We start from the raw sequence: 13,797 nt of genomic DNA, 5'->3' as shown, positions 1-13,797 counted from the left end.
GGGGAGATAGTGCCTTGTCGGTGTCGAGGTTCCAATGCCGCGTGCGGGATCGGTTACCTGTGGGTAGCGGGGGTGCCGACGGTGACGACGTCGCCGATGACGATGACCGCCGGGGGGCGGACGCCCTCGGCTCGTACGGTCTCGCCCAGGGTCGCCAGGGTCGCGTCCACCCGTCGCTGCGTGGCGGTGGTGCCCTCCTGGATGACGGCGGCCGGGGTTCCGGCGGGGCGGCCGTGCTCGATGAGCTTGGCCGCGATGGCGCCGCTGTTCTCCACGCCCATCAGGACGACGAGGGTGCCGCGCAGCTTCGCGAGCGAGGACCAGTCGACCAGCGAGCGCTCGTCGTCGGGGGCGACATGGCCGCTGACGACGGTGAACTCATGGGCGACGCCGCGGTGGGTGACGGGGATGCCGGCGGCGCCGGGGACCGAGATGGTGCTGGAGATGCCGGGCACGACCGTGCAGGGGATGCCGGCCTCGGCGAGCGCCTGGGCCTCCTCCATGCCGCGGCCGAAGACGAACGGGTCGCCGCCCTTGAGGCGGACCACGGCCTTGCCCGCCTTGGCGTGCTCGATCAGCGCGTTGTTGATGGCCTCCTGGGCCATGAAGCGACCGTAGGGGATCTTCGCGGCGTCGATGACCTCGACGTGCGGGGGGAGTTCGGCGAGCAGGTCGCGGGGGCCGAGGCGGTCGGCGATGACGACGTCGGCCTCGGCCAGGAGGCGGCGGCCGCGGACGGTGATCAGGTCCGGGTCGCCGGGGCCGCCGCCGACCAGTGCCACGCCGGGCGTGTGCGGGCGGCGGTGGTGCGGGGCGGCGATGCTGCCGTCGCGCAGGCCCTCGACGATGGCGTCGCGCACGGCGGCGGAGCGGCGCGGGTCGCGGCCGGTGAGCACGGCGACGGTCACGCCCTCGCTGCGGCCGGTGGCCGGCGTCCAGGCGGTGGCGGCTTCGGCGTCGTCGGCGCGTACGCACCACACCCGGCGGTCCTCGGCCTCCTGGGACGCGGCGGCGTTGGCCTGCGGGTCGTCGGTGGAGATCAGCGCGTACCAGGCGTCGGCGAGATCGCCGGCCTGGTAGCGGCGGCGCTCCCAGCGGATCTCGCCGGCGTCGGCCATCGCCTCGACGGACGGGGTGGCGGACGGGGAGACGAGCAGGACGTCGGCGCCGGCGGCGACGAGCGAGGGGAGCCGCCGCTGGGCGACCTGCCCGGCCCCCAGGACGACCACCCTGCGGCCGGACAGCCGCAGTCCGACGGGGTAGGCGGCGTGTTCGGCGGCGTGCTCAGCCATGGCGGTGCGGCTCCTTGTGCGGTGGTACGAGTTCGACGACCAGCTCAGTCGCTGCGGCTCCGGAGCGGCTGACAGGGGGTGATGCGGCCCACGGGGGCGGTACGGCCCCGGCCCACAGCCTATGGGGCTGCGGGCCGGGGGTCATGCGGGGGCGGCCGGTCCCGGCCGCCGCCGCTCAGCTCTTCTCCGTCACTCCGGCGGAGTCGAAGGTGGCGACCTCGTGCATGGCACGGGCGGCGCTCTGGACCACGGGCAGGGCGAGCAGGGCGCCGGTGCCCTCGCCCAGGCGCAGATCGAGGTCGACCAGCGGGCGCAGACCCAGCTTGTTCAGCGCCGCGACATGGCCCGGTTCGGCGCTGCGGTGGCCCGCGATGCAGGCGGCCAGTGCCTCGGGTGCGATGGCGCGGGCCACCAGGGCGGCGGCGCCGGCACTGACGCCGTCCAGGATCACCGGTGTGCGCAGCGAGGCGCCTCCGAGGATCAGGCCGACCATGGCCGCGTGCTCCAGTCCGCCGATCGCGGCGAGGACGCCGATCGGGTCGGACGGGTCGGGCTGGTGGAGCTCCAGGGCGCGGCGGACCACGTCGACCTTGCGGGCGTGCGTCTCGTCGTTGATGCCGGTGCCGCGGCCGGTGACCTCGACCGGGTCGACGCCGGTGTAGACGGCGATCAGCGCGGCGGAGGTGGTGGTGTTGGCGATGCCCATCTCGCCCGTGAGCAGCGCCTTGTTGCCGGCCGCCACGAGGTCGCGGGCGGTCTCGATGCCGACCTCGATCGCCTTGAGGACCTCCTCCTGCGTCATCGCCGGGCCGGCCGTGAAGTCGGCGGTGCCGGCGCGGACCTTGCGCGGCAGCAGTCCGGGCGTGGCGGGGAGTTCCCCGGCCACTCCGACGTCCACGACGCACACCTCGGCGCCGACCTGGTTGGCGAAGGCGTTGCACACCGCGCCGCCGCCCAGGAAGTTGGCGACCATCTGGCCGGTGACCTCCTGGGGCCAGGGGGTCACGCCCTGGGCGTGCACGCCGTGGTCGCCGGCGAAGATCGCGACGGCGGCCGGCTCCGGGATCGGCGGCGGGCACTTGCGGGACAGGCCGCACAGCTGCGCGGAGATGATCTCCAGCATGCCCAGTGCGCCGGCGGGCTTGGTCATCCGCTTCTGCCGCTCCCAGGCCTCGCCGAGCGCCTTGGCGTCCAGCGGGCGGATGCCTTGCAGGGTCTCCTGGAGGAGGTCGTGCGGGCTCTCGCCGGGCAGCGCGCGGCGGCCGTAGGTCTCCTCGTGGACGACCCAGGACAGCGGCCGGCGCTTGGACCAGCCGGCCTGCAGCAGCTCGGGCTCCTCGGGGAACTCGTCGACGTATCCCACGCACAGGTAGGCGACGACTTCGAGGTGCTCGGGCAGGCCCAGCTCGCGGACCATCTCCCGCTCGTCGAAGAAGCTGACCCAGCCGACGCCCAGGCCCTCGGCGCGGGCGGCGAGCCAGAGGTTCTCGACCGCGAGCGCGGAGGAGTACGGGGCCATCTGCGGCTGGGTGTGCCGGCCGAGGGTGTGCCGGCCGCCGCGGGTGGAGTCGGCGGTGACGACGATGTTCACCGGCGTTTCGAGGATCGCCTCGATCTTCAGCTCGCGGAACTGCTTGGCGCGCGCCTTGGGCAGCGACTTGGCGTACGCCTCGCGCTGCCGCATGGCGAGCTGGTGCATCTTCTCGCGGGTCTCGGCCGAGCGGATGACGACGAAGTCCCAGGGCTGGGAGTGGCCGACGCTGGGGGCGGTGTGCGCCGCTTCCAGGACGCGCAGCAGCACCTCGTTGGGGATCGGGTCGCCGCGGAAGCCGTTGCGGATGTCGCGGCGCTCGCGGATCACGCGGTGCACGGCGGCGCGCTCGGAGTCGTCGTAACCGGCGGCGGGGGCCGTGGCGGGCTGGGCCTCGTCGGCCGCGGGCTGGTCCGCCTCGGCCGCCTCCGGCTGGTCGTCGTCCTGGTCCTCGCCGAGCTGGACGAGTTCGGCGGCGTCCTGCTGCCGGGGGGCCTCGTCGTCGGTCGCCTCGGGCTGCGGGGGCACGGCCGCCTCCGGCTGGTCGTCGGCCGCGGGCGCGGCGGGGCCGGTGGTGTCGTCCGCGGTGGCCGGCGGCGCGACCTGCGCGACGGGCTGGTCGCCGGACGCCTGGGCGGGGATGTGGACGGTCACGGGCTGCGGGTCGGCGGGCGCTTCGGCGGGGGCGTCGGGCGGGGTGGGCCCGGCGGCCGCCGCGGGCTCGGCGGCGGCCGCAGGCTCGGCGGCGGCCGCGTCGGTGGTCGTGGCCTCGGCGGGGCCGTCGGCCTCGATGTGCGCGGCGGGGGCGGCGGGCTCGGGGGCCGAGGCCGCCTCGGCCGGGTCGTCCGGGGCGGCAACCGCCGGCTGCTGCTCGTCGGGGGCGTCGGCGCCCTGGGGCGCGGCCTCCGGCGCGAGCGCCTCGGCGGGCTGCTGCGCCACGGGGTCCTCGGGGGCGCCGGGCTGCGGCTGTACGTCCGCCGGCTGCTGCGCCTGCGGCGGCTCTATGGCCGTCTGGTCCACGGGCGCGGCGTCCTCGGCCATGGGCATGGCGACGGGGCCCTGCGGTGCGGCGACCGGGGCGGCCACGGGCTCGGCCGCCGGGACGGCGGCTTCGGGAGCGTCCGCGGGGGCCTGGGCCGGGGCGGCGGCCTCGGGCTGCGGCGGGGCGTCGGCGGTCGGGGCGACCGGCTGGTCGGGCTGGGGCTGGTCGGCGGCCTGCGGCGCGGCGGGGGCCTCGGGGGCGGCCTGCGGCGCGTCCGGCTCTGCGGCGGGCGGCTGCTCCGCCACGGGCTGCGCGGCCGGAACGTCCGCGACGGGAGCCTCGACGGCCTCGGGGGTGGGCGGTGCCGGCTCCGCGCTCTCCTCGGCGGGCTGCTGCTGGTCCACGGGCTGCGGCTCGCCCTCGGCGGCGGCCGCCTCGGGCTGCTGGGCAGCCGCGGGCGCGGGCGCGTCCGGTGCGGGGGCCTGCTGGACGGGCGCCTCCTGAGCCGGGGCGTGGGGCGCGGGCACGTCCGGCGCCACGGCATCGGCGGTCGGCGCCTCCGCCGCGACGGCGTCCGCGGCCACGGCGTCCGCGACAGCCGCTTCCACGGCGGCCGGTCCGTCCTGACCGGGCGGCACCGCGTCGGGCAGCGTCGCCGCGGCCACGTCCTGCGGCTCCCCCGGCGCCTCGACCGGCGCGGCGGCCGGCACCGCTTCGGCCGCGGCGGCCTCGGCACCGGCAGTGTCCGCGACCACGGCCGCGTCGCCGGGCTGCGCACCGTCCTCGGCGGGCGCCGGCAGGGGCGCCGCCGGCGCCGGTCCGGCGGGCGACGGCACGTCCTGTGCGACCGGCTGGACGGCCTCGCCGGCCGGCACGGCGGCGTCGGCGGGGACGGCGGCGTCAGCGGGGGCGACCGTTTCCGCAACCGGAGCCGCGACGGCCTCGGCCGGCGCCTGGCCCCACTGCGGGATCTGCGAAGGGATCTCGCCGAGCTGCGGACCGGGCAACGGGCCCTGACCCGCGGCCCCATAGGTCTGCTCCGCGGACAACTGCCCACCGTAGGCAGGCGCGCCGCCGGGCCCGCCACCGTAGGGCTGCTCACCGTGCGGCGGCACCGCGAAGGCCTGACCGGGCGTCGGCTCGCCGACGGGCTGCTCCGCGTACGGCTGGCCGTCGGGCACCGGCGCGCCGGGCACCGGCTGTTCGCCCGGAGCGGCCTCGGGGGCCTCGGCCGGGGCGTCGAAGTACTCGGGGCCGCCGGTCGGCACGCCGACGTGCCGCGCGGCGCTCTGCGCCGGGGTCTCGGCGGGGCCGCGGTCGGCGAGCGAACGGACCACGCCGCCGGTCGCGTCGGGGACGGGCGGGCCCATGTGCAGCGGACGGCGCGCCGGCGACGCCGTCGCACGGGCGCGGTCCGGCGGCGGCGGGGCGGCGGGCTGGGGAATGCGGACGGCGCTGAGGTCGACCGAACCGGAGTCCCGGCCGCCGCTCTCGTGGTCGCCGGCCTGGGCGGGCATCGGCTCGTAGCCGGCGGCCGGCTGCGCGGTCGGGTCGAACGGCGGCGCGTGCTGCGGCTGCGGGGCCGCGCCCTGGTGGGTCTCCGGCGGCAGCGGTGCCGGCTGCTCGCTCCAGGCGCCCTGGGCACCCGGCATCAGCAGCAGATCGTCGTCCTCGACGACGCCGTCGGTCTGGTCGAGGTAGGGGTATTCACCCGGAGGGGTCACCATGCCCGGCAGCTCCGTCGGTCCGGGGTCGGCAGGGGAAGGAGCGGCCGCCGGCTGCGGCTGCCCGGGATGTCCGCCTGCGCTCTCCGGCAGTCCCTCGCCCGGGACCTGGCCGGTGTCGGTCATGCGTACCCCTCGCCCATTGGTAGTGCTCCTTCCAACCGCTCGTGCGACGCGCTCGACCGGGGCGCGCCGACGCCCCGATAGCTAGAACGAGCGAGCACGCCTCGCGGCACGTCCGCTCTCCACAGCTTCATATTCATCCAAAACCACGGCAATTTCCGGATATTGGCGTACGAAGCCCAACGCGGAACGGCGGCGCAACGATCCGCCAGCCTACCTCGCGCGGGTTGCCGCGCTGGTCACGGGTGAGGAACGCGATACCCGCAGACCAAAAACACCACGGACCGCTCGCGTTCGACCCAGGCGGAGGTGTCCAGGTCCACGGACTGCAGCAGGGCGCACTCGACTTCATAGCCGCCGTCCGCCAGCACCCGGCCGAGCGATTCGGCCTCGTCGCGGGTGGCGGCGTGGGTGACGATCCGTTCGGGACGGCGGTCCGCGCAGGCCGTGACGACCTCCGCTCCCCCGCCGCCGACCCGCACCACGTCGGGCTCGGGGAGGTCCTCCAGGACATGCGGCGCCCGGCCGTGCACGACCTGGAGTTGAACGCCGTGGCGGCGGGCGACAGCGGCGGTGCGCTCGCAGGCGTCCGGGTCGGCGTCCACCGCGATGACCGCGGCGCCGAAGCGCGCGGCCTCCACCGCGGCGGCTCCGCTGCCGGTGCCGATGTCCCAGACCAGGTCGCCCACCTGCGGTCCGAGGCGCGCCAGTTGGGCGGTGCGCAGCTGGAGGGACTCACCCTCGCCCAGGGCCCCTCCGTAGGCGTGGGCCGGCAGCCCCCAGCCGCGCGGTCCGGTGGGATGGCCGACCTCGTGGCCGGCGATCCAGCCGGTCCCCTGGGTGGCGGCGCCGCCGGGCGCGCCGCCGACGACGATGACGACGTTGGGGTCGCGCCAGACGTGGTCGGCGACCTTGTCGGAGGTGAGGACCGTCACCCGCTCCCGGTCGGTGCCCAGGTCCTCGCAGATGACGAAGGTGCGGTGGACGCCGCCGAGCAGCAGGGCGAGTTCGGCGGGACCGGCTCCGGGCGAGGTGAGCACCGCCACCTTGGTGTGGGCGCGGCAGACGTTCACCGCGCGGCGCAGGTCGCGGCTGTGGGCGACGACGATCTGGGCGTCGTCCCAGGGCATACCGGCCCGTGCGAAGGCGGCCGCGACGGAGGAGACGGCCGGCACCACTTCCACTTCCAGCCCGTGCTCGGGTGCGCGCAGGGTGCGTACGACGCCGAAGAAGCCGGGGTCGCCGTCGGCGAGCACGACGGCGGTGCCGCGGTGCTGGGCGATCCGGCGGGCGGCCAGGGTCACGCTGCCGAGCCGGATCCGTTCGGCGTTCGGCGGGACTTCGGGCAGTGCGAGGTGGTGGGCGGCGCCGGCCACCAGCGTGGCGGCGCCGAGGGCGGAGCGGGCGGCGTCGGTCAGCGGGGAGCCGTCCCATCCGATCACCGTGACCCGGTCGGCCATGCTCGTCAGTCTCCTGGGGCTGCTGTGGGTACGCGGGCAGGTGCGGCGGCGAAGTGGCCGCGGGGTCGCCGCGGGCCGGTGGTGGTGCCGCCGTGGTGCGCGGGTCCGCGCTGGTCGCGCGGGTGCGCGGCACGGCGAGAGTACCCCGTGGGGCGGGGAGCCCGGCGCGGCGCGGGGTCAGTTCCACTCGGGGTAGGTGAATCCGTTCGCATCGGCCATCCGGCCGGGGACCCCGTCGAGGTCCTCGGGCAGCAGGCTCCACACGATCAGATCGGTACGGATGTCCGTCCAGCCGCCGTCCTCCGTGCGGCTGCGGGCTATCCAGGCGTTGCGCAGCACTCCCTCGCTGATGCAGCCGATCTTCTGGGCGACCTGCTGGGAGGCGGTGTTGTCGGCGGCGGTGCGCAGCTCCAGGCGTTCGAACCGCTGGTCCTGGAAGAGCCACTGCGCGACCGCGAGGACGGACTCCGAGGCGTAGCCCTCGCCGCGTGCCCAGGCGGCGGTGACATAGGCGATCTCGGTGCTGCGGACCCGCCAGTCGGTGTGGTCGAGGTGGACGGTGCCGACCAGCCGCTGGGTGAGGAACTCGGTGACGGCCAGCGCGATACCGCGGCCTTCGGTGCGTACGGCGGCGGCTTCGCCGGTGGCCCAGGCGCGGGCGTCGGCGGTGGTGTACGGGTGCGGCAGCGCGGTCCAGGAGGTGACCAGCTCGTCGGTCATCATCTCGGCGAGGGCGGGCACGTCGGCCTCTTCGAACGGGCGCAGCACCAGCCGGTCGGTGCTGATGGAGATGTCCGGAAAGGTGGATGTCATGCCGCTGCTCCAACGCCGTTGACCTGGTGCTCCGGGACGTCGCGGACTGTCGACCGCGAGGTCACGGGCCGTTTTGACCGTATGAATGCACCAGCATGCAGCATCGGGCTGCGGGTGTGCCACGCGCGCGGTCCCCGGCCGCGCGTCGGCGCGGGTCCGGGGACCGAAAGATCGTCCACGCACCGGCATCCGTGCGGTGACCTGCGGTGGAGCGGTTGCCGGCGCCGGCGTGGACCGGGCTCGGCGGTGAGCGAGGGGCTGGGCTCGGCCGTGGGCAAGGGGCCGGACTCGGCCGTGGGCGAAGGACCGGGCTCGGCCGTGGGCGAAGGGCCGGGCTCGGCCGTGGGCGAGGGGCCGGGGCGGGCGCGGTGGTGCGCGGGACCTCGCCGCTGCTTCTGCTCGCGCCGTAGCAGGACCTCTCCACCACACCCGCCCACCCCCCTGTAAGGGGGGTGGGCGGAGGGGAAAAAACGCGGGGAACTGACGAGGGGGAACTAGACGAGGCGGAACTAGGGGAAAACCAGGCCCGCCCCCTCAGCCCACTTCAGCCCCTTAGCCCACCTCAGCCCCTCAGCGCATTGCAACCCCGCAGGGCCTTTCAGCCCCTCAGGGCATTCAACCCCTCAGGGCACATCCGCCCGTCAGGACGTGTCAGCTCTTCGCGGGTCCGAACGCCGGGATGACCGAGCCGTCCTTGTACTTGTCCTCGATGAACTTCTTGACCTCGGGGGAGTTCAGGAGCTTGGCGAGCTTCTTGATCCGCGGGTCGTTCTCGTTGCCCTTCTTGACGGCGAGGAAGTTCGCGTACGGGTTGTCCTTCGCGCTCTCCACGGCCAGGGCGTCCTTGGAGGGCTTGAGGTGGGCGCCGATGGCGAAGTTGCCGTTGATGATCGCGGCGTCGACGTCGTCGATGCGCGGCGCGGTCTGCGCGGCCTCCAGCTCGGTGATCTTGATGCCCTTGTCGTCCTTGACGTCGGTCAGCTTGGCCTCCGAGCCGACGCCGGGCTTGAGGGTGATCACGCCGTTGTCGGCGAGCAGCTTGAGCGCACGGCCCTCGTTGGACGGGTCGTTGGGGACCGAGACGGTGCTGCCGGACTTCAGGTCCGAGAGCTTGTCGATCTTCTTGGAGTAGATGCCCAGCGGCTCGATGAGGACGTTCTGGACGGGCACGATGTGCGTGCCGTTCTCCTTGTTGAAGGTGTCCAGGAACGGCTTGTGCTGGAAGAAGTTGGCGTCGACCTGGCCGTCGTCGGTGACCTTGTTGGGGATCTTGTAGTCGTTGAACGGCTTGACGACCAGCTTGAGGCCCGCCTTGTCCGCCAGCTCGTTCTTGACGAAGTCGAGGATGGTGCCGTGCGGGGTGGGGCTCGCGGCGACGACGAGGGGGGCATTCTTGTCGCCCTTGTCGCCGCCGGCGGTGGTGTCGGAGGGGGCGGAGCAGGCGCTCGCGCCGAGAGCGACGGCGGAAGCGGCGGCGACGGCCACGGTGATCTTGATGGTGTTACGCACGAAGAGTGCCTCTTTCCTGTTCACGAACGGGGTTCCCGTGTGATGTCCGCCCGGCAAAGGGTCCGGGCTCCTGGGTGGTGCTGGTGGTGCGGGGGTCAGGCGGCCTCGGTGGCGGCCGCCGGCTCCTCGGTGCGGGCGCGGCGCAGGCCGACGCGTACGGAGGAGGCGCGGGCGCCGCGCCGGGCGAGCCGGCGGACGACCAGGTCACCGAGCAGCTGGACGAGCGTGACGAGGACGATCAGCTCCACGACGGTGGTGATCATCAGCGCGGTCTCGTACTGCTGGTAGCCGTAGGTGTAGGCGAGGTTGCCCAGGCCGCCGCCGCCGACCGCACCCGCGATCGCGGAGTAGCCGATCAGCGTGATGACGGTGGTGGTGACGGCCGCGACCAGCGCGGGCAGCGCCTGCGGCAGCAGCACCTTGAAGACGATGGTCCAGGTGCCGCCGCCCATCGCCTGGGCCGCCTCGATCAGCCCGTGGTCGACCTCGCGCAGCGCGGCCTCGACCAGCCGGGCGAAGAACGGGATGGCGGCGATCGCGAGCGGGACGACCGCGCCGGTGGGGCCGATGGAGACGCCGACGACGAGCCGGGTGAAGGGGATCAGTACGACGATCAGGATCAGGAACGGGAAGGACCGTCCGATGTTCACGATCGCGCCGAGGACCTTGTTCACCACGACGTTCTGCAGGATGGCGCCGCGGTCGGTCAGATGCAGCAGCACCCCGACCGGGATGCCGAAGAGCACCGCGTAGAACGTCGACCACCACACCATGAAGAGGGTGTCGAGCGTGTTGTCGTAGAGCAGTGGCTGCATCTCGTTCCAGCTCACTTGGCACCTTCCTTGTCCAGCTCGGCGGCGGGCGCCGGGATCGCCGGGGAACCGGTCTCGCCGGCCACGCCGGCGACGTCGACCTGCAGGCCCTGCTCGCGCAGGAAGCCGATGGGCACGACGTTCTCCTCGAAGGGGCCGGGCAGCTCGATGCGCATCCGGCCGATCTGCTTGCCGCCGACGGTGTCCATGGCGGCGCCGAGGATCGAGATGTCGACGTTGTAGGTGCGCGACAGCTCGGAGATGACCGGGCGGGTGGCGGCGGAGCCGTGGAAGGTGACGTCGACGACGGTGCTCTGGTCGGTCGAGGGCTCGCCGCCGACCGGGAACAGCTCCCGGGCCAGCTCCGAGCCGGGCGTGGCCAGGAGTTCGGCGACCGTGCCCTGCTCGACGACCCGGCCGTTCTTCATCAGCGCGGCCGAGTCACAGATCGTCTTGACCACGTCCATCTCGTGCGTGATCAGGACGATGGTCAGGCCCAGCTTGCGGTTGAGGTCGCGCAGCAGCGTCAGGATGGAGCGGGTGGTCTCCGGGTCCAGGGCGCTGGTGGCCTCGTCGGAGAGCAGCACCTTGGGGTCGCCGGCCAGTGCGCGGGCGATGCCGACGCGCTGCTTCTGGCCGCCGGAGAGCTGGGCGGGGTAGGCCTTGGCCTTGTCGGCCAGGCCCACCAGGTCCAGCAGCTCCAGGGCCTTGCGGGAGCGCTCGGCGCGGTCGACCTTGAGGATCTCCAGCGGCAGTTCGACGTTGTCCTGGACGGTGCGCGAGGACAGCAGGTTGAAGTGCTGGAAGACCATGCCGATGTGGCTGCGGGCGGCGCGGAGCTGGGCGCTCGCGCGCCGGCCGCGCCCGGCTATGGACGTCAGTTCCTGGCCGGCGACGGTGACCGTGCCGGAGGTGGGGCGCTCCAGGAGGTTCAGGCAGCGGATGAGGGTGGACTTACCGGCGCCGCTCTGGCCGATGACGCCGTACACCTCGCCCTCGCGGACGTGCAGATCGACGCCGTCCAGGGCGGTGACTTCGCGGTCGCCTGAACGGTAGACCTTGCTCAGGCCCGTTGTGGTGATCACAGGGAATTCCGTCACTGTCGAGTGCTCGGCGGCTCGCCCGCCGGGCACGGGGCATTCTTGCGAGTGCGGCAGGGGGGAACGGGGAGCGGCGGCGGGCGCGAGGGCCCGGCTCCGGGTTCCGGTGACGCGGGGCGGCCGAGAGCGTCGGGGATCGACGTACGGCTCATGGCGGCAGGGCCTCGCTTCGGGGCGCGAGACACAGGCGGGGGCCCTCAGCAGTCACACATTCGACACATGCAACGAGCACCGGGCGTCATTTTCGCCTCGGTCGCAGGGGTGCGGCAGCTCGTCGTGGTCATGGCGGCAAGTAAACCAGACGGCGGTATGGACCGATCAAGCGTGTCCGTATACCGGACGGGCTTGATCGGTCCTTGGACAGCCGCTCACGGCGCGACGGTGATCTCCACCGCCCGGTCCGTGGCCTGCGCGGATATCGCCGAAAGGTCCGGAACCAGGACATCGGCGGACAGCTCGTCGGCCCGGTGCGTTGTGGTCAACGCCACGGTCACCATCCCCGCCGCGCGGCCCGCCGCCAGCCCGGCCGGCGCGTCCTCGAAGACCACGCAGCGGGCCGGGTCCACGCCGAGCCGCTCGGCCGCGAGCAGGTACGGCTCCGGGTCCGGCTTGCCGCGGCGGACGTCGTCGGCGGCTATCAGGGTCTTGGGACGGATGCCGGCCTGCGCCAGCCGGGCCTCGGCCAGCCGCAGGGTGGCGGAGGTGACCACGGCCCACCGCTCGGCGGGCAGGCTCTCCAGCAGCGCGCGGGTACCGGGCAGCCGCACCACTCCCCCGGCGACGTCCTCGACCTCCAGCTGCTCGATCCGGGCCAGCGCCGCCGGAACCTGGTCCGCGGGCAGCAGATCGGCGACGACCTCGACCGCCGGGCGGCCGTGCAGCTCGATGCGGGCGAACTCCTCGGCGGTGATGCCGTACTCCCCGGCCCACCGGGTCCAGCAGCGGTTCACGGACTCGATGGAGGAGATCAGTGTGCCGTCGTTGTCGAAGAGGAGGGCGTCCGCGTGAATCTTCATGGTGCCCGAGCCTACGGGCGACCCCGGGGGTGGGCGCATCGGGTCTTTTGGCCCGTAATAGGGTCTGCGCATGCTTGATGCCCTGACGGTCGCGACCAGCGTCGCCGCGCTCGCGCTCGCCGCCTGGTGCGGTTTCGCCGCCTACCGAGACCAGCAGACCAAGGACTGGCACTTCATCGGCATGGCCGTGGTGACGCTGCTCGCCGTGGTCCAGCTGATCATCGGCATCGTCCAGCTGGCGCGCGGCGAGAAGCCGGAGCAGGGCACGACGATCTTCGTGGCGTATCTGCTCGGCGCCTTCGCCTGCATTCCGGCGGCGGGGTTCATGTCCCTTGCGGAGCGCACCCGTTGGGGCTCGGCGACGGTCGCCGCGGGCGGCGTGGTCCTGGCCGTGCTCGAAGTGCGCCTGTTCGACATCTGGGGAGGCTGAGGTGACGGCGACCGACCACGCCGCCGAGGAGGGCGCGCCGCGCACCCGCCGGAAGCTGATCGGCGGCCCGGGCATCCTGCTGGTCTGGCTGTACGGCGTGATGGTCGTCGGCGCGGTGTCGCGCTCCGCCGTCCAGATCGCCACGGACTTCGACCGCGCCCCGCTCGCGTACACCCTGTCCGCGCTGGCCGGGCTGGTCTACGGCTTCATCACCTACTCGCTCGTACGCGGCGGGGAGGCGGCCCGCAGGGCGGCGCTGGTGTGCTGCGCCGCCGAGCTGGTGGGAGTGCTGACCGTGGGCACCTGGACGCTCATCGAGCCGTCCGCCTTCCCGGACGCCACGGTCTGGTCGGACTACGGGATGGGCTACCTCTTCATCCCCGTCCTGCTGCCGGTCACCGGGATGCTGTGGCTGCGCCGGGCGCGCCGCGCGTAGGGCGTCCGCGTTTTCGGTGTACGGGCCCGCCGTCGCGCGGGCCCGTTCCCGTCGGGCTAGGCCTGGGCCGCGAACGCCTCGGCCGCGGCCTCCTTCTCCAGGGTGACCATGCTCAGCCGCTGGGTGAGCTGCTCGGTGCCCACCGGCGCGTAGCCGTGGCTGCGGTAGAGCCGGAGGTTGCGCTCGCTGCGGTGGCCGGTCAGCAACTGGAAGCGCCGGGCCGCCCGCTCGGCGGCCAGCCGCTCCTCGACCGCGGCCAGCAGCCGGCCGCCCAGGCCGTGCCGCTGCAGCCGGGGGTGCACGATGAGCTTGGCTATCCGCGCGGTGCCGTCCGCGTCGACCGTGCCGCGCACGGAGCCGACCACCTCCTGGCCGAGCCGGGCCACCACGACGCAGCCCTCGCTCAGTTCGGCGCGCAGCGCCTGCAGGGTCTGGGTGAGCGGCTCGATGCCGTAGTCGTCGTACAGCGCGGCCTCCGTCTGGTAGCAGAGGTACTGCAGTTTGAGGATCTGCTCGGCGTCCTGGTCGGTCGCCGCAGAGATGGTCACACTCGTGCCCATGCCCGTATG

Annotated in this window: 11 protein-coding genes; 2 read left to right on the top strand and 9 right to left on the bottom strand. The window is 73.9% G+C overall.

The genetic code is table 11. The features are described 5' to 3' along the window. Positions 1 to 53: 53 nt before the first annotated feature. From cobA to ACFWZH_RS13375, 8 genes are all read right to left on the bottom strand, one after another. On the bottom strand, positions 54 to 1,292 hold the full coding sequence (gene cobA / locus ACFWZH_RS13410; RefSeq protein ID WP_384428922.1) for a uroporphyrinogen-III C-methyltransferase: 1,239 nt from the start codon (positions 1,290 to 1,292) through the stop codon (positions 54 to 56). A gap of 175 nt (positions 1,293 to 1,467) precedes the next feature. Beyond that, complete coding sequence (cobT, locus tag ACFWZH_RS13405) at positions 1,468 to 5,655, bottom strand: nicotinate-nucleotide--dimethylbenzimidazole phosphoribosyltransferase (protein ID WP_384428920.1); 4,188 nt, start codon at positions 5,653 to 5,655, stop codon at positions 1,468 to 1,470. A 236-nt stretch (positions 5,656 to 5,891) separates the two neighbouring features. Beyond that, positions 5,892 to 7,112 (bottom strand): precorrin-6y C5,15-methyltransferase (decarboxylating) subunit CbiE, encoded by a 1,221-nt coding sequence (gene cbiE, locus ACFWZH_RS13400; protein ID WP_384428917.1) that lies wholly within the window; start codon positions 7,110 to 7,112, stop codon positions 5,892 to 5,894. A gap of 177 nt (positions 7,113 to 7,289) precedes the next feature. Continuing rightward, a complete protein-coding gene (locus ACFWZH_RS13395) occupies positions 7,290 to 7,925 on the bottom strand; it encodes a GNAT family N-acetyltransferase (protein ID WP_384428914.1) in 636 nt (211 codons plus the stop codon). A 651-nt stretch (positions 7,926 to 8,576) separates the two neighbouring features. Beyond that, positions 8,577 to 9,434 (bottom strand): MetQ/NlpA family ABC transporter substrate-binding protein, encoded by an 858-nt coding sequence (locus ACFWZH_RS13390; protein WP_384428911.1) that lies wholly within the window; start codon positions 9,432 to 9,434, stop codon positions 8,577 to 8,579. Between the two features lie 95 nt (positions 9,435 to 9,529). Beyond that, positions 9,530 to 10,264 carry a methionine ABC transporter permease gene (locus ACFWZH_RS13385; RefSeq protein ID WP_384428908.1) on the bottom strand — a complete coding sequence of 245 codons (735 nt, stop codon included), beginning with the start codon at positions 10,262 to 10,264 and terminating at the stop codon, positions 9,530 to 9,532. Then, entirely contained in the window at positions 10,261 to 11,331 is a 1,071-nt protein-coding gene (locus ACFWZH_RS13380) for a methionine ABC transporter ATP-binding protein (protein ID WP_384428905.1), read from the bottom strand. Before ACFWZH_RS13380 ends, ACFWZH_RS13385 begins: the two co-directional genes overlap by 4 nt. Before the next feature lie 383 nt (positions 11,332 to 11,714). Continuing rightward, positions 11,715 to 12,362 carry an HAD-IA family hydrolase gene (locus ACFWZH_RS13375; protein WP_384428902.1) on the bottom strand — a complete coding sequence of 216 codons (648 nt, stop codon included), beginning with the start codon at positions 12,360 to 12,362 and terminating at the stop codon, positions 11,715 to 11,717. Positions 12,363 to 12,432: 70 nt separating this feature from the next. On the opposite strand from ACFWZH_RS13375, the gene ACFWZH_RS13370 reads away from it, so the two are divergent. Then, positions 12,433 to 12,792: a hypothetical protein gene (locus tag ACFWZH_RS13370; protein ID WP_384428899.1), complete on the top strand. Its 360-nt coding sequence runs from the start codon at positions 12,433 to 12,435 to the stop codon at positions 12,790 to 12,792. 1 nt (position 12,793) lies between these two features. Beyond that, positions 12,794 to 13,228, top strand: a complete 435-nt coding sequence (locus ACFWZH_RS13365) for a hypothetical protein (RefSeq protein ID WP_384428896.1) — start codon at positions 12,794 to 12,796, stop codon at positions 13,226 to 13,228. A 56-nt stretch (positions 13,229 to 13,284) separates the two neighbouring features. Here ACFWZH_RS13365 and ACFWZH_RS13360 read toward each other — a convergent pair whose 3' ends face one another. After that, positions 13,285 to 13,788, bottom strand: a complete 504-nt coding sequence (locus ACFWZH_RS13360; protein ID WP_384428893.1) for a GNAT family N-acetyltransferase — start codon at positions 13,786 to 13,788, stop codon at positions 13,285 to 13,287. Between the last annotated feature and the right edge of the window lie 9 nt (positions 13,789 to 13,797).

The sequence above is a fragment of the Streptomyces sp. NPDC059008 genome, from assembly GCF_042749045.1.
Classification (GTDB): Bacteria; Actinomycetota; Actinomycetes; order Streptomycetales; family Streptomycetaceae; genus Streptomyces.
The sequence above is the reverse complement of the archived record's forward strand: the minus strand, read 5'-3'. Positions and strand labels throughout refer to the sequence as shown.

Coding starts and splice junctions, on each gene's coding strand:
- cobA (WP_384428922.1), bottom strand. CDS start 1,292: ATGGCTGAGCACGCCGCCGAACACGCCGCCTACCCCGTCGGACTGCGG.
- cobT (WP_384428920.1), bottom strand. CDS start 5,655: ATGACCGACACCGGCCAGGTCCCGGGCGAGGGACTGCCGGAGAGCGCA.
- cbiE (WP_384428917.1), bottom strand. CDS start 7,112: ATGGCCGACCGGGTCACGGTGATCGGATGGGACGGCTCCCCGCTGACC.
- ACFWZH_RS13395 (WP_384428914.1), bottom strand. CDS start 7,925: ATGACATCCACCTTTCCGGACATCTCCATCAGCACCGACCGGCTGGTG.
- ACFWZH_RS13375 (WP_384428902.1), bottom strand. CDS start 12,362: ATGAAGATTCACGCGGACGCCCTCCTCTTCGACAACGACGGCACACTG.
- ACFWZH_RS13370 (WP_384428899.1), top strand. CDS start 12,433: ATGCTTGATGCCCTGACGGTCGCGACCAGCGTCGCCGCGCTCGCGCTC.
- ACFWZH_RS13360 (WP_384428893.1), bottom strand. CDS start 13,788: ATGGGCACGAGTGTGACCATCTCTGCGGCGACCGACCAGGACGCCGAG.